This is a genomic window from Frondihabitans sucicola (genome assembly GCF_030296615.1).
Taxonomy (GTDB): Bacteria; Actinomycetota; Actinomycetes; order Actinomycetales; family Microbacteriaceae; genus Frondihabitans; species Frondihabitans sucicola.
On sequence record NZ_AP027732.1, the window covers coordinates 903257 to 917943 of the forward strand.

The window sequence follows — 14687 nt, forward strand, 5'->3', positions numbered from 1 at the left end:
GTCGCGCGACGCCGTCGACCCCTCGAACCGCACACACAACCGAAAGTGGATCCCGTGAAGTTCCGTGCTGCAACCGTCGTCCTCGTCTCCGCGGGCATCGTCCTCGCCGCCACCGCCTGCAGTTCAGGCGGGAGCACCGGCGGTTCGGCCGCCCCGGCCAAGACCAAGGCGGCCGCCGCCAAGACCTACACGGCAGCCGACCTGCCGAAGATCCTCACCTCGGCCGAGAAGACCCTCGGCGTCAAGGGCACCGTTCTCGACGACGCGCAGGTGCAGGCCAAGCTCAAGCAGGTGCAGGGCAACGGCGGCATCTCCGCTCTGCTCAACACGTCCGGCGTGACGCTCTCGCCCGCGTCGTGCGGTCAGACCATCAAGGACGCGCTCAACCAGACGCCTCCCGCGGGCAGCGTCAACTCGATCCTCACCTACGGCAGCAACACGGTGACCGTCACGGCGATCTCCGGCAAGAAGCTGCCGACCGCTCTCGCCACCGACGGCTCGACGAAGCTCGACGGCCTCCTGAAGACCTGCAGCACGATGAAGATCTCCGTGACGCAGTCCGGGCAGACCCTCACGATCCCGTTCACCATCAAGAAGTCGAACGTCACGACCGATGCCGACACCACCACCGGTCTCGTCGAGACCGTGACGGTCCCGACCTCGAACGGCGGCTCCAACAAGCCGATCACGGTCGAGGCCGTCAGCGCCGTCGCCGGCAACCTGTACATCTCGGCGCAGGCGTCGTCGACCGCGGTCGCAGCCGCAGCCGTGAAGCCCGCCGCGTCGACGCCGTCCGTGGCCGACGCGATCAACGCGGTGGTCGCGGCCGCGAAGTAGCGCGCGGGGCGGGGCCGGCCGGGCGCGGTCGGCCCCGTTCGGCCCGGCTCAGACCGGGCGGCTGCCGTCTGGCTCGGCCGGCTCCGCGGGTCGGACGACGGCGACCTCGAAGTCGCGACGCGCGACGAAGCCGAGCGACTCGTAGACCGCGCGGGCGGGGTTGCCGTGGGCGACGTGGAGGAAACCTCGAGCGCCGTCGGCGCGAATGCCCCGCAGCACGTCGAGGACGAGCTCGCGGGCGTACCCGCGACCGCGATAGCGAGGGTCGGTGCAGACCGCGCTGATCTCGGTCCAGCCGGGTGGGTTCATCCGGCGTCCGGCCATCGCGACGAGCTCGTCGCCGTCGAAGATGCCGCGATACCCGCCGAACTCGATGGTGTCGACCTCGAAGGGGCCGGGCTTCGTCGCCGCCGTCAATCGGAGCATCTCGGGGACGTCGTCGCGAGACAGCGCTCGCGACCGACCAGCCGGCGGGAGCGCTTCGAGGTCGACCTCGTCGTCGGTCAGCTGCGCCAGCCCGACTCCGCCGACGCGCCCACCCGGGGGCGTCCGGAACCCTGGGAACGGGAAGAGGGCGACCGTCCCGTCGGGGACGAGCGCGCGGAGCGCGGCCCAGGCGTCGGCAGACGGCTCGAGGCCGACGGAGGCGAACGGGGCGATCTCGGGTCGATAGCGGACGGCGGCGCCGGACGGCGACCGCAGGGAGAGCGATTCGTGGGCGCCCCGGAGGCCGCCGTCGATCGCGTCGTCGAGCACGTGAGTCACGAGAGTCACGCTTTCCATGCCCGGGCGAGCAGCTCGGACGGCCGAACGCACTGGAGGAGCACGGCTACGCGCTCAGCCGCGGGTAGTCGTTGTACCCCTCGGGCCCGTTGCCGTAGAGGCTCGCCGGGTCGAGAGGGTTCTCGGGGTGGTCGCCCTCCCAGCGTTCGACGAGGTCGGGGTTCGCGATGATCGCGCGGCCGACGGCGACGGCGTCCGCGAAGCCGTCGGCGATGAACGCGATCGCCTCGTCGCGGGTGGTGATGTGGCCGAAGCCGCTGTTGGCGATGAAGCCGCCACCGAAGCGGGCGCGCAGACCCTGGACGAACTCGCCGGCCGGCTCGGCGTGCAGGATGCTCAGGTACGACATGCCGATCGGCGCCAGGGCGTCGACCAGGATCTCGTAGGTCGCGCGCGTCTCGTCGGCGTCGGTCTCGAGTGCGTCCTGGATGTTGTGCGACGGCGACAGGCGGATGCCGACCCTGCCGGCCCCGATCGCGTCGGCGACGGCCTGCACGACCTCGACGACGAAGCGGGTGCGAGCCGCGGGTGAGCCGCCGTACCCGTCGGTGCGCTGGTTGGACGCCGGTGACAGGAACTGGTGCAGGAGGTAGCCGTTGGCCGAGTGGATCTCGACGCCGTCGAGCCCGGCGCGGACGGCCCTCACCGACGCCTCGACGAACTCGTCGCGGACGGTCGCCAGCTCGGCCGTCGTGAGCTCGTGCGGGACCGGGAACGGCTTCTTGCCGGTGGGCACGTGGACCTCGCCCTGGATGGCGATCGCGCTCGGGCCGACGATGCGGGAGGTGCCGGTGATGTCGGTGTGCGAGACCCGGCCGCCGTTCATGACCTGCAGGACGAGCTTCCCGCCCGCGGCGTGGACGCCGTCGGCCACGCGCTTCCAGCCGGCCTCCTGCTCGTCGTCGACGATGCCCGGCTGGCCCGGGTACGACCGCGACTCGCGGCTGGGGTAGGTGCCCTCCGTGATGATCAGACCCGCGCTGGCCCGCTGCGTGTAGTGCTCGACGTTGAGGTCGTTCGGTACGCCCGACTCGCCGGAGCGGGTGCGGGTGAGCGGAGCCATGACGAGGCGGTTTGCGAGGGTGATGCCGCCGAGCGTGAGCGGGGAGAAGAGATCCACGGTGTCCTTTCGAGAGGGCGCGAGTACGCCGTGACCCCCAACACCCGACGGTCGACAACCCTTCCCGACGTCGTGGAGGCGCGGTGTCGGCGGCATCAGACATACTGGTCGGCAGTCAGCGACCCCGGGAGGACACCATGCACAGCGCCGACAGCCACGATCTGATTCGAGTGCACGGCGCTCGTGTCAACAATCTCCGAGACGTCAGCGTCGTGATCCCCAAGCGCCGCCTCACCGTGTTCACCGGGGTCTCCGGGTCGGGCAAGAGCTCCCTGGTGTTCGGCACGATCGCCGCCGAGTCGCAGCGCATGATCAACGAGACCTACAGCGCTTTCGTCCAGGGCTTCATGCCCACGCTGGCGCGACCGGAGGTCGACGTGCTCGAGGGCCTGACCACTGCGATCATCGTCGATCAGCAGCGGATGGGCGCCGACACCCGCTCCACCGTCGGCACCGCCACCGACGCCAACGCCATGCTGCGCATCCTGTTCAGTCGGCTCGGCGCCCCGCACATCGGCTCTCCCAACGCCTTCTCGTTCAACGTCGCATCGGTCAGCGGCAGCGGTGCCATCACGATCGAGAAGGGTGGCAAGACCGTCGCCGAACGACGCAGCTTCAACCGCACCGGCGGCATGTGCCCACGGTGCGAGGGGCGCGGCTCGGTCTCCGACATCGACCTCACGCAGCTCTACGACGACTCGAAGTCGATCGCCGAGGGGGCCATCACGGTGCCCGGCTACACGGGCGACGGCTGGATGGTGCGGATCATCACCGGCTCGGGCTTCTTCCCGCCCGACAAGCCGATCAACACCTTCACGAAGAAGCAGCTCGACGACTTCCTCCACCACGAGCCGGTCAAGATCAAGGTCGACAGCATCAACCTCACCTACGAGGGGCTCGTCGTGCGCGTCCAGAAGTCGATCCTGTCGAAGGATCGCGACGCCATGCAGCCGCACATCAGGGCGTTCGTCGACCGCGCCGTGACGTTCGCCCCCTGCCCCGACTGCGGGGTTCCCGGCTCAGCGAGTCCGCCCGGTCGTCGAAGATCGAGGGGGTCAGCATCGCCGACGCCTGCGCCCTGCAGATCAGCGACCTCGCCGAGTGGGTCCGGGGCCTGGACGCACCGGCGGTGGCGCCGCTCCTCGCCACTCTCCAGCAGAATCTCGACTCCTTCGTCGAGATCGGCCTCGGCTACCTCTCGCTCGACCGGGCCACCGGCACGCTCTCCGGCGGCGAGGCGCAGCGAGTGAAGATGATCCGGCACCTCGGCTCGTCGCTCACCGACGTCACCTACGTGTTCGACGAGCCGACGACGGGGCTCCACCCGCACGACATCCAGCGCATGAACGACCTCCTCCTGCGCCTGCGCGACAAGGGCAACACGGTGCTCGTCGTCGAACACAAGCCCGAGACGATCCTGATCGCCGATCACGTCGTCGACCTCGGTCCGGGGGCGGGAGCCCAGGGCGGCACCGTCTGCTTCGAGGGCTCGGTCGACGAGCTCCGCACGAGCCACACGATAACGGGGCGCCACTTCGACGATCGCGCGGCGCTCAAGCCCGACGTGCGAAAGCCGACCGGCGCCCTCGAGATCCGTGGCGCGGCGACCCACAACCTCCGCGGGGTCGACGTCGACGTACCGCTCGGCGTGCTGACCGTGGTGACCGGCGTCGCGGGCTCGGGCAAGAGCTCGCTCGTCCACGGTTCGATCCCGAAAGGCGCCGACGTGGTGTCGATCGACCAGAGCGCCATCAAGGGGTCCCGCCGCAGCAATCCGGCGACCTACACCGGCCTGCTCGAACCCATCCGCAAGGCGTTCGCCAAGGCCAACGGCGTCAAGCCCGCGCTGTTCAGCGCCAACTCCGAGGGGGCCTGCCCCACCTGCAACGGCGCCGGGGTGATCTACACCGACCTCGCGATGATGGCCGGCGTCGCCACGACCTGCGAAGACTGCGAGGGCAAGCGCTTCGACGCCTCCGTGCTGGAGTACCGCTTCGGTGGTCGCGACATCAGCGAAGTCCTCGCGATGCCGGTGTCCGAGGCGCTCTCCTTCTTCGAGAGCGGCGAGAGCACGATCCCCGCCGCGCGCGTGATCCTGCAGCGACTCGCCGACGTGGGGCTCGGCTACCTCACGATCGGTCAGCCGCTGACGACGCTCTCCGGCGGGGAACGCCAGCGCCTCAAACTCGCCGTACACATGGGCGAGAAGGGCAGCGTCTACGTGCTCGACGAACCGACCACGGGCCTGCACCTGGCCGATGTCGAGCAGCTGCTCGGCCTGCTCGATCGTCTCGTCGACTCCGGGCTGTCGGTCATCGTGGTCGAGCACCACCAGGCCGTGATGGCTCACGCCGACCACATCATCGACCTCGGCCCCGGCGCCGGACACGACGGCGGGCTCGTCGTGTTCGAGGGGTCGCCCACCGAACTCGTCGCCGACCGCTCGACCCTCACCGGGCAGCACCTCGCGGCCTACGTCGGAGCCTGAGCAGTCCTGAGCCGTCCTGAACGGCGTAGCCGGCCGGGTGGGTAGCGTGCAGGCATGACCACCATCGCCATCATCGGGGCCGGTTCCGGCCTCGGCCTCTCCGTCGCCCGCCGATTCGCCCGCGAGGGTTTCTCCGTCGCCCTGCTCGCCCGAAACCGGGCGCGGGTCGACGAGCTCGCCGCCACCCTCGCGACCGAGGGCTTCACCGCAGAGGGCTTCGTCGCGAACGTCCGCGACCGGGAGTCGCTCCGTGGCGCCCTCGAAGCCGCAGCCGAGCGGCTCGGGCCCATCGAAGTCGTCCAGTACAGTCCTCTGCCCGCCAAGGAGTTCATGCGCCCCGTCCTCGAGACCGTGGCCGACGACCTGGTCGGTCCGGTCGAGTTCTCGATCTACGGTCCGGCCACCGTCGTGCACCAGGTGGTGCCCGGCATGCGCGCCCTGAAGTCGGGCAGCATCCTGTTCGTGAACGGCGCGAGCGCCGTTCGTCCGCGCGGCGCCGTGACGGGCACCTCGATCGCCTTCGCGGGCGAGAGCGCCTACGCCGAGCTGCTCCACGAGGCCCTCGCGCCCGAGAACGTGCACGTCGGCCAGCTGATCATCCCGCGCGGCATCGGCGGGGGCGAGCCGTCGCACGAGCCCGAGGTCCTGGCCGACAAGCTGTGGCGGATGCACTCCGAGCGGGGCGAGTTCCGCGTGTACGCGGCGTCGCTCGACTGAGTGCCGCGCATGGCCTAGTCAGCGGCCCGGTCGCGCCTCGGGACGACGGGGATCGACAGCAGCGGCGCGAGGGCGACGAGCGCGAACGCCAGCGGAAACCCCACCCCGGCGATCAGTGCGCCGATACCGGGCCCGACGGCGGATGCGGCCACGAACTGGCCGGTGTTCTGCACCCCGAGCGCCTTGCCCGACCAGCGGTGTCCGGCAGCCTCGGCGACCGACGTGAACGCCAGCCCGTTGTCGGCGACGCTGATGATCGTCGCGACGACGAACCCGACGGCGGCGACGGCACCCCACGGCGTCGCCGACAGCAGAGCGAGCAGGCCCATCGCCGCGGTGCCGGCCGTGCCCACCCAGCGGAGCAGGCCGACACGGCTGTCGAAACGGTCGCTGAGGGAGCCGATCGCGATTCGTCCCAGGGCGCCGAGGAACTGTGATCCTGCGATCACGAGGCCGGCGATCGCCTCCTTCCAGCCGAAGCCGCTGATCAACCAGACGAGTCCGAACGTCGAGAGCGTGAACTGGGGCAGGACCAGCAGGATCGAGACGGCGTGGATCCGCCAGAGGAACGAGCTGGCGCGGTACGGGTTCTCTGCGGCGGCGCCCGGATGCCGCGAGGCGGCCGGGCGAGGCGGATCGACGAGCAGGATCGCGCACAGCACCGCGAGAACGAGGTTGAGCCCGAGCGGCAGCGCCAGTGCGCCGGCGATCCCGTGCCCTGAGGCGAGCGTCGGGATGGCCAGTGCCGCGATCGTCACGCCGAGCGGCTGCGACATCTGTCGGATGCCCATGGCCACACCGCGCCGGCGCTTCGGGAACCACCCGACGACGACCCGCCCGCTGGCCGCGTTGGTGCTCGCGGCGGAGGCGCCGCCGAGCACGAGGAAGACGGCCAGCGAGACGTAGCCCGGGCTCAGCAGGGCGCACACGGTGAAGAGCGCGGTCAGGCCGAGCCCCGCGGCGATCACCCAGCGCTCGCCGAAGCGGTCGGCCAGCGCGCCCCAGGCCACGAGCGTCAGCACCATGCCGAACGTGGGAGCAGCCGCGAGCAGCCCGGCCTGAGCGAGCGGGAGCCCTCGTTGCACGTGGAGGAGCGGGATCAGGAACGCGGGCGTGCTGACGAGGACGGTGCCGGACGCCTGCGCGAGGACGCCGAGCACGAGCATCCGCCAGGCGAGGGCCGGTGTCGTCTCGGTGGTCGCGAGCGTCGTCATGCTGTCTCCTCTAATCGGTGTGCCGCAATGGTATACCACCACGGGCGACCGGATTTGGGGAGCCTCCTCCTCGCCGAGACGAAGACGTCGGGAGGTCCTCTCCCGCCGAGACGGAGAGACGGAGACGAAGACCTCAGAGCCGCGCGACCAGCGAGCGTCCGACGACTCGGCCGGTGAACAGGCAGCCGCCCAGGAAGGTCCCCTCCAGCGCGTTGTACCCGTGGGCGCCCCCGCCGCCGAAGCCCGCCGCCTCGCCCGCGGCGTAGAGCCCCTCGATCGCCGAGCCGTCCGCGTCGAGCGCCCGGCCGGTGAGGTCGGTCTGGATGCCGCCGAGCGACTTCCGAGTCACGATGCGGAGTCTCACCGCGATGAGGGGACCGGCGGCAGGGTCGAGGATCCGGTGCGGCTTGACGGTGCGGAACAGCCGGTCGCCGAGGAAGCGCCGCGAGTTGCGGATCCCCATCACCTGCAGATCCTTCGTGTACGGGTTCTCGATCTCGGCGTCCCGCTCGAGGACCTGCCTCTCGATGTCGTCGTAGCGCAGGATGCCGTCGCCGATCCGGTTCATCCCGTCGACCAGCGCCCGCAGGTCGTCGGCCACGACGAAGTCCTCCCCGTGCTGTTTGAACGCCTCGACGGGCGGCGGCGCGCCGTTCCCGAGGCGGCCCCGCAGGAGCAGCCCGAGGTCGCGCCCGGTCAGGTCGGGGTTCTGTTCGGAACCCGAGAGGGCGAACTCCTTCTCGATGATCCGCTGGTCGAGCACGAACCAGCTGTAGTCGAACTCGGCGATGTCGGGCGTCGTCCGCAGGTGCTGCAGCGTGCCGAGGGTGTCGTAGCCGGGCAGCGCCGGGAACGGCAGTCTGCGGCCGCGCGCGTCGAGCCACAGCGACGAGGGGCCGGGCAGGATCCGGATGGCGTGGGCCGGCCAGATCGGGTCCCAGTTCGCGATGCCCTCGGTGTAGTGCCACATGCGGTCGCGGTTCACCAGGCGCACGCCGGCGGCGTCGGCGATGTCGAGCATCCGGCCGTCGACGTGCTTCGGGACCCCGGTGATCATCGTCGCGGGCGGCGTCCCGAGGCGTTCGGGCCACCACTCGCGGATCTTCGCGTGGTTGCCGCCGATCCCTCCGGAGGCGATGACGACCGCCTGCGCCCGCAGTGCGAACTCGCCGGTGCTCTCGCGGCTGGAGGAGACACCCCGCGGCGCATCGTCCGGCGCCAGGACGGTGCCGCTCACCCCGACGACGGCGCCGCCCTCGACCAGGAGGTCGTCGACGCGATGGCGGAAGTGGAGGGTGACCAGCCCGTCGGCGGCGGCCGCTCGCACGCGGTCGGCGAAGGGTTCGGAGATGCCGGTGCCGGTGCCCCAGGGGAGGTGGAAGCGCGGCACGCTGTTGCCGTGGCCTCCGGCCCGGCCGTCGCCGCGCTCCGCCCAGCCGACGAGGGGAGTGAACTTCACGCCCTGCTGCTCGAGCCAGCTCCGCTTCTCGGTCGCGGCGAACTCGACGTAGGCGCGGCCCCACAGCGCGGCCCACTCGTCTTCCGGATGCTCCCCTCGAGCCGATCCCACTGGGCGGAGCCCTGCCAGTCCTGCCAGGCGAGGGCGAACGAGTCCTTCACCCCGAGGCGCCGCTGCATCGGGCTGTCGACCAGGAAGATGCCGCCGAACGACCAGAACGCCTGCCCGCCGAGATTCGCCGCGTTCTCCTGCTCGACGATCGCGACACGTTTGCCGGCGGCGACGAGCTCGCAGCAGGCGACCAGGCCGGCCAGCCCGCCGCCGACGATGATGACGTCGGTGTCCATGTCGACCTCGCTCCCGGCCCGCTCCGTCGCGTGCCGCTCTCAGCCTACGATCCCGGGCGAGGTCGTCCCGGCAGCGGGGACCGAGACGGAGCCCAGGAGTCCGAGCAGGCCGGCCGACTCGCTGCCCGCGGCGGCGTGGTAGATCACGAGCAACAGGCCGTCGCCCACCCCGAGCTTCTCGCGACGCAGCGACAGGTCGCCCAGCTGCGGGTGACGCAGGAGGACCGGGGCGCCCTCCCGCGGCCGGACGTCGTGCCTGGCCCAGAGCCGCCGGAAGGTCTCGCTCTCGAGAGACAGCGCGCCGACCAGCTGGACGAAGCGCGGATCCTTGGTGTCGGTGCCGACCGACGCGCGGAAACTGGCGACGAGGCCCGCCGCTGCGCCGTCCCACTCGGGGTACAGGGCCCGCTCGCCGCGGTCGAGGAAGAACGCCCGCATCCGGTTCTGGCCCGGGGCCAGCGCCGGAGACAGGGCCTCCGCGAGCGGGTTCGAGGCGAGCACGTCGAAGTACCGGCCCTCGACGAAGGCCGGCAGACCGATGGTCTCGAGAAGCTGCAGGATCCCGGGAGGCACGACTTCCCGACGCGGCCGGACGACCTTCCGCGGTGCGCTCTGCGCCAGGTCGACCAGGTAGTCGGTTGCGGCGACATCGAGTTGGAGCACCTGCGCGACCGCCTCGAGGACCTGCACGGACGGGTTGCGGTCGCGCCCCTGCTCGAGCCTCAGGTAGTAGTCGGCCGAGATCCCGGCGAGCATCGCGACCTCTTCCCGGCGGAGCCCGGCCACGCGCCGAAGGCCGCCGACCCGGATGCCGACGTCCTGGGGCTGCACCAGCTCGCGCCGGGCCTTCAGGTAGTCGCCCAGCTCGTTCGCGTCGTCCATGCGGCAACGGTAACCCGCCGTCGTCCGATCCGACTGTTCCCCGTGCTCCCAGGAACACGCGGGCACTGGTTCCGCACCGGTTCGCGGGAGCACAGTGGAGCCATGACCACGACCACTCTTCCCGGCGGTACCTTCACGGCCGCCGGCGCCCCCGACCTCACTCTCACTCGCACCGGGTACGGCGCCATGCAGCTCGCCGGCCCCGGCGTCTTCGGACCGCCCGCCGACCGCGCCTCGGCCGTCGCCGTCCTGCGGGAGGTGATCGACCTCGGGATCACCCACATCGACACCTCCGACTTCTACGGCCCGCACGTCACCAACGAGATCATCCGCGAGGCGCTCCACCCCTACCCGCAGGATCTTCACCTGGTCACCAAGGTGGGCGCCGTCCGCGACGAGAAGGGCGGCTGGCCGCACGCGCGCTCGCCGCAGCAGCTTCGCGATGCGGTGCACTCCAACCTGAAGACCCTCGGCCTCGACGCGCTCGACGTCGTGAACCTCCGCTGGGGCGGGCAGGATCGGCCAGAGGCAGGCTCGATCGAGGAGCCCTTCACGACACTGGTCGAGCTGCAGCAGCAGGGGCTGATCAAGCATCTCGGACTCAGCACGGTGAGCGCCGAGCAGATCGCCGAGGCGCAGAAGATCGCGCCGATCGTGACGGTGCAGAACTTCTACAACATCGCGAACCGGGAGGACGACGCTCTGATCGCCTCGCTGGCCGACCAGGGCATCTCGTACGCGCCGTACTTCCCGCTCGGCGGCTTCAACCCGCTGCAGTCGGGTGAACTCGACGCCGTCGCCGCCCGCCTCGGAGCCCGGCCCATGGCGGTGGCCCTGGCCTGGCTGCTCCAGCGGTCGCCGAACATCCTGCTGATCCCGGGGACGTCGTCGGTCGAGCACCTGCGTGACAACGTCGCCGGAGCGGGGCTCGAACTCCCCGCCGACGCGATCGCCGAACTGGACGGCATCGCCGGCTGATTCACCGAATCACGAAACCGCCGCCTCCCGATGGGGAGGCGGCGGTTTCTCATCGCAGGAGAGCGCTACTCCTCGTAGTCGCTGCCCATCAGCGCGATCTGGCTCGTGGCGAGGGCGGTGATGCCGAACGCCAGGCCGTAGCAGAAGTCGAGGGAGAAGTCGGCGAGGTTCGACGAGAAGATGTTTCCGCCGAAGTCGCTGTTGCCGAACAGGATGTCGTACAGCCAGAGCGTCATGAACAGCCCGGCCATACCGGCCATGTAGAGGGTCGCGCCGAGTCGGACGCGCGGGGCGCCGAGCCCGATCAGACCGAACAGGATCCACACGGCGTTGCGCAACACCGACGTCTGGAAGATGTTGAAGATGTGGGCGCCCGAGTACGGCCCGGCGAAGGTGATGTCGCCGAGGTGCGTGGTGACGCCGGGAATGAAGCCCAGGATGCCGGTGAGGAGGAGCAGGAGCGCGACCACGAGCGCTGCGACCTGGGCCGGGCCTTTCGCGTAGCCGTAGCGGACCTTGCTGCCGGGTGCGTAGGTGGTGACGGTGCTCATTGTTCTCCCTCGGATGCTCTGCGCACCCTATTCTTCACCCAACGGGGCACTGCCTGTGACCTCCCGGGCCGGTGGCCCGCGTCAGGGCAGCGGTTCGATCAGCTGCGGGCCGTTGTTGCGGACGCTGTTCGCGTCTTTCGACACCTCGTAGTGGCTCAGCGAGTGCGCCACCTCGACGCTCTCGGCGTCGAGCAGGGCGAGGGCGTCGTCGGGCACCAGGTCGGCGTCGAGCCAGGCGTCGTACGCGTCGGGGGTGAGGCACGCCGGCATGCGGTCGTGGACCTCGCCGGGCGCCACGTGCGAATCGCGAGTGATGATCGCCGTCGAGAGCACCCAGCGATCCGGATCGTCGTCGGCCTTGGACCTGTCGCGCCAGGCGGTGACGATACCGGCCATCGCGAGAGCCGCGTCGGGCTCGAAGATGTAGTGCGGCTGCTTGCCGTTCTCGGTGATGACCCACTCGTAGTAGCCCTGCGCCGGGATGATGCAGCGACCGGAGGCGAAGGCCTTGCGGAACATGCCGCTCGTCGCCACCGTCTCGATGCGGGCGTTGATCGGCTGCGGGCGCTTCTTCAGGTCGGGGTACCAGCCGGGCACGAAGCCCCAGCGGGGAGTGGCGAGCTCGCGTTCGCCCCCGCGCTCGCGCACGGCCGCGATCGGGTCGGTCGGCGCCGTGTTGTAGTTCTCGGCCAGCTCCGGGAAACCCTCGAGCAGGCTCGGGAGAAGATCGGAGGTTGCCCTGGCCACCACAAATCGCCCGCACATATCTCTATTGTCGCTCGGGCCGGGTCGCTCCGCGCCGAGGGGCGCGTCCCGACCCGGCCCGCCCGCACATATCCCTATTGTCGCTCGGAGCAGCCGACAGGAGCAGAATCGCATCATGGCAACCGCAGAAAAGCTCCACGGCCCGGAACACGTCGCCCGCTACCTCGAGACCGACGGGGAGGACGGCTACGAGTGGCGAGAAGGCACGACGATCCTCCTGCTCACCACGACCGGAAGGAAGTCGGGCGAAGACCGCACGAACGCCCTCATCTTCCGCCCCTGGAACGACGCCTATCTGGTCGTCGCCTCCAAGGGCGGTGACGACGCCCCTCCGGCCTGGTTCCTCAACATCGAGTCCGACCCGGCCGTGACGGTGCAGGTGAAGGCGGACCGCTTCGAGGCGAACGCCCGCGTCGCGACGGCGGAGGAGAAGCCCGCGCTCTGGAAGATCATGGCCGAAGCGTGGCCCGCCTACGACGACTACCAGCGGAAGACCGACCGCGAGATCCCCGTCGTCGTTCTCGAGCGCACCGCGGGAGCGGACGCGTGAGCCCGCGCCCGGTCCGGATCGGCGTGCAGATCGCCCCGCAGCACTCGTCCTACGCCACCATCCGCGACACGCTCCGCGAGATCGAAGACCTCGGCGTCGACATCGCCTTCAACTGGGACCACTTCTACCCGCTCTCGGGCGACCCCGACGGCACGCACTTCGAGGGCTGGTCGATGCTGGCGGCCTGGGCCGAGCAGACGAGCAGGATCGAGTTCGGCCCGCTGGTCACCTGCAACAGCTATCGCAACCCCGACCTCCTCGCCGACATGGCCAGGACCGTCGACCACATCAGCGCCAAGGACGGCACGGGCCGCCTCGTGTTCGGCATCGGTTCCGGCTGGTTCGAGCGCGACTACCAGGAGTACGGCTACGAGTTCGGCACCGCCGGTCAGCGGCTCGACGCGCTCAGCGAAGACCTGCCGCGGATCGAGGCCCGCCTCGCCTCGGTCAACCCGGCGCCGACCCGCCACATCCCGGTGCTCATCGGCGGCGGGGGCGAGAAGAAGACGCTCCGGATCGTGGCGCAGCACGCCGACATCTGGCACACGTTCTCCGACGCGGCGACGCTCGAGCACAAGCTGGGCGTGCTCCACGAGTGGTGTGAAAAGGTCGGCCGCGATCCTGCTGCCATCGAGATCTCGACCGGCGTGGACGTCGCCGGTGCCGCCCTCACGGCAGAAGAGGGGGCGAACCTCGACGCGAGTCGGGCACTGGGCGCCAGCCTGTTCACGCTCGGCATCTCGGGGCCCGACATCGACCTCGGTGGGGTGCGCGCGCTCGTGAAGTGGCGCGACGAGCAGAACGGCTAGGGCGAGTCTCTCACTTCGCCGCGAGCCGCAGGGCCTCGCGCACCATCTCGGCGGTGGCCGCGTCGTCCGTCATCCACAGCGGCACGGCCTTCGTCGGGAGCCCCTCCGCGCTGAGCTCTGCGGCGTCTGCGGCGTCTGTGGTGTCGACGAGCCAGGAATCCAGGATCCCGCCGGCAGCCCGCACGCCGTAGTGTCGGGCCACCGCGGCCGCGCTCGCCTCGACCCCCACGGTCGCCAGGCAGGTCTCGGCCATGCCGCGAACCGCCGAGCCGCCGATGATCGGCGAGAGCCCGACGACCGGGGCCGCGGTCTCGGCGAGGGCTTCGCGCAAGCCCGGCAGCGTGAGCATGGTGCCGATCGACACCACCGGATTCGACGGCGCGACGAGCACCACGTCCGCCTCGCCGACGGCCCGGATCGCCGCCGGGCTCGCCGAAGACCCCTCCAGCCCGCGCTGCACGAAACGACGGGTGGGAACCTTCGCGCGGTGCTTCACCCACCACTCCTCGAAGTGGATCGTGTCGATCTCGCCGCCGGGCGTCTCGACCTCGACGAAGGTCTCGACCTCGTCGTCCGTCGCGGGCAGGAGCGTCACGCCGAGGTTCCAGCGAGTGGCGAGGCGCGCGGTGACCTCGGTGAGGGTCAGACCCTCGCGCAGCAGCGAGGTGCGGGCGATGTGGGTCCCGAGGTCGAGATCCCCGAGCGTGAACCACGGCCAGCCGACGCCGTACGCGGTGAGTTCGGCGCTGACGCGCTCCGACTCCTCGGCGCGGCCCCAGCCGCGGACCGGATCGTTCGCACCCCCGAGCGCGTACATGATCGAGTCGAGGTCGGGACAGACCCGGAGCCCGGTGAGCCAGAGGTCGTCGCCGTTGTTGGCGACGACCGTGATGTCGAGGTCGAGCTCCGCGGCGAGCGAGCGCACTCCGGAGGTGAACTTCGCGCCTCCGACGCCGCCGGCCAGGATCGTGATGCGAGTCATCCCCCGATCCTGACAGACGCCGCCGAGGGGGAGCCGCCGTAAGATGGGCGACAGTCATCGTTCGGGCCTGGATTTGGGCTCGGGGAGTTCCGTCGAACTTCCGTCCCGTCACCAATCCGAAGGTCAGCCATGACATCACCCGAGTCCCCCGCCGCTCCGGCGGCAAGCGACCTCGCCGCGGCGCTCACCCGGCTCGAAGCCGGCG

The 14687-nt window shown here is 70.5% G+C and carries 12 protein-coding genes and 2 pseudogenes; 6 read left to right on the forward strand and 8 right to left on the reverse strand.

The genetic code is table 11. The annotated features are described in order from the left end of the window. The first annotated feature begins 54 nt into the window (after positions 1-54). Positions 55-837 carry a hypothetical protein gene (locus QUE79_RS04765; protein WP_286345669.1) on the forward strand — a complete coding sequence of 261 codons (783 nt, stop codon included), beginning with the start codon at positions 55-57 and terminating at the stop codon, positions 835-837. Positions 838-885: 48 nt separating this feature from the next. Here the strand turns inward: QUE79_RS04765 and QUE79_RS04770 are convergent, their stop codons facing one another. Together QUE79_RS04770 and QUE79_RS04775 are read right to left on the reverse strand one after the other, a co-directional pair. Next, a complete protein-coding gene (locus QUE79_RS04770) occupies positions 886-1602 on the reverse strand; it encodes a GNAT family N-acetyltransferase (protein WP_286345670.1) in 717 nt (238 codons plus the stop codon). Positions 1603-1666: 64 nt separating this feature from the next. Then, entirely contained in the window at positions 1667-2740 is a 1074-nt protein-coding gene (locus QUE79_RS04775; protein WP_286345671.1) for an alkene reductase, read from the reverse strand. Between the two features lie 137 nt (positions 2741-2877). Between QUE79_RS04775 and QUE79_RS04780 the strand changes: the two are divergent. Then, positions 2878-5228: pseudogene (locus tag QUE79_RS04780) on the forward strand (ATP-binding cassette domain-containing protein). Positions 5229-5282: 54 nt separating this feature from the next. Continuing rightward, positions 5283-5945, forward strand: a complete 663-nt coding sequence (locus QUE79_RS04785) for an SDR family NAD(P)-dependent oxidoreductase (RefSeq protein WP_286345672.1) — start codon at positions 5283-5285, stop codon at positions 5943-5945. Positions 5946-5959: 14 nt separating this feature from the next. Here QUE79_RS04785 and QUE79_RS04790 read toward each other — a convergent pair whose 3' ends face one another. The 3 genes and pseudogenes from QUE79_RS04790 to QUE79_RS04800 all read right to left on the reverse strand — a co-directional run bounded on the left by QUE79_RS04790 (position 5960) and on the right by QUE79_RS04800 (position 9847). Then, a complete protein-coding gene (locus QUE79_RS04790; protein WP_286345673.1) occupies positions 5960-7159 on the reverse strand; it encodes an MFS transporter in 1200 nt (399 codons plus the stop codon). Between the two features lie 133 nt (positions 7160-7292). Further along, positions 7293-8965: pseudogene (locus tag QUE79_RS04795) on the reverse strand (FAD-binding dehydrogenase). Positions 8966-9004: 39 nt separating this feature from the next. Further along, complete coding sequence (locus QUE79_RS04800) at positions 9005-9847, reverse strand: helix-turn-helix domain-containing protein (protein ID WP_286345674.1); 843 nt, start codon at positions 9845-9847, stop codon at positions 9005-9007. A 102-nt stretch (positions 9848-9949) separates the two neighbouring features. Between QUE79_RS04800 and QUE79_RS04805 the strand changes: the two genes are divergently transcribed. Next, complete coding sequence (locus QUE79_RS04805) at positions 9950-10825, forward strand: aldo/keto reductase family oxidoreductase (RefSeq protein ID WP_286345675.1); 876 nt, start codon at positions 9950-9952, stop codon at positions 10823-10825. Positions 10826-10890: 65 nt separating this feature from the next. Here QUE79_RS04805 and QUE79_RS04810 read toward each other — a convergent pair whose 3' ends face one another. Both QUE79_RS04810 and QUE79_RS04815 read right to left on the reverse strand, forming a co-directional pair. Continuing rightward, positions 10891-11376 (reverse strand): DUF4383 domain-containing protein, encoded by a 486-nt coding sequence (locus QUE79_RS04810; RefSeq protein ID WP_286345676.1) that lies wholly within the window; start codon positions 11374-11376, stop codon positions 10891-10893. A gap of 81 nt (positions 11377-11457) precedes the next feature. Beyond that, positions 11458-12141, reverse strand: coding sequence for an SOS response-associated peptidase (locus tag QUE79_RS04815; protein ID WP_286345677.1), 684 nt, complete (start codon positions 12139-12141; stop codon positions 11458-11460). A 115-nt stretch (positions 12142-12256) separates the two neighbouring features. Here QUE79_RS04815 and QUE79_RS04820 point away from each other — a divergent pair, with 115 nt between their 5' ends. Both QUE79_RS04820 and QUE79_RS04825 read left to right on the forward strand, forming a co-directional pair. After that, on the forward strand, positions 12257-12691 hold the full coding sequence (locus tag QUE79_RS04820; RefSeq protein ID WP_286345678.1) for a nitroreductase family deazaflavin-dependent oxidoreductase: 435 nt from the start codon (positions 12257-12259) through the stop codon (positions 12689-12691). Then, a complete protein-coding gene (locus tag QUE79_RS04825; RefSeq protein WP_286345679.1) occupies positions 12688-13500 on the forward strand; it encodes an LLM class F420-dependent oxidoreductase in 813 nt (270 codons plus the stop codon). Before QUE79_RS04820 ends, QUE79_RS04825 begins: the two co-directional genes overlap by 4 nt. A gap of 10 nt (positions 13501-13510) precedes the next feature. Here the strand turns inward: QUE79_RS04825 and cofD are convergent, their stop codons facing one another. After that, entirely contained in the window at positions 13511-14482 is a 972-nt protein-coding gene (gene cofD, locus QUE79_RS04830) for a 2-phospho-L-lactate transferase (RefSeq protein WP_286345680.1), read from the reverse strand. Positions 14483-14687: the final 205 nt, after the last annotated feature.

Excerpts from the sequence above, each read along its gene's own strand:
- QUE79_RS04790 (WP_286345673.1), bottom strand. The coding sequence starts at position 7,159 with ATGACGACGCTCGCGACCACCGAGACGACACCGGCCCTCGCCTGGCGG.
- QUE79_RS04800 (WP_286345674.1), bottom strand. The coding sequence starts at position 9,847 with ATGGACGACGCGAACGAGCTGGGCGACTACCTGAAGGCCCGGCGCGAG.
- QUE79_RS04815 (WP_286345677.1), bottom strand. The coding sequence starts at position 12,141 with ATGTGCGGGCGATTTGTGGTGGCCAGGGCAACCTCCGATCTTCTCCCG.
- QUE79_RS04785 (WP_286345672.1), top strand. The coding sequence starts at position 5,283 with ATGACCACCATCGCCATCATCGGGGCCGGTTCCGGCCTCGGCCTCTCC.
- QUE79_RS04805 (WP_286345675.1), top strand. The coding sequence starts at position 9,950 with ATGACCACGACCACTCTTCCCGGCGGTACCTTCACGGCCGCCGGCGCC.
- cofD (WP_286345680.1), bottom strand. The coding sequence starts at position 14,482 with ATGACTCGCATCACGATCCTGGCCGGCGGCGTCGGAGGCGCGAAGTTC.
- QUE79_RS04820 (WP_286345678.1), top strand. The coding sequence starts at position 12,257 with ATGGCAACCGCAGAAAAGCTCCACGGCCCGGAACACGTCGCCCGCTAC.
- QUE79_RS04810 (WP_286345676.1), bottom strand. The coding sequence starts at position 11,376 with ATGAGCACCGTCACCACCTACGCACCCGGCAGCAAGGTCCGCTACGGC.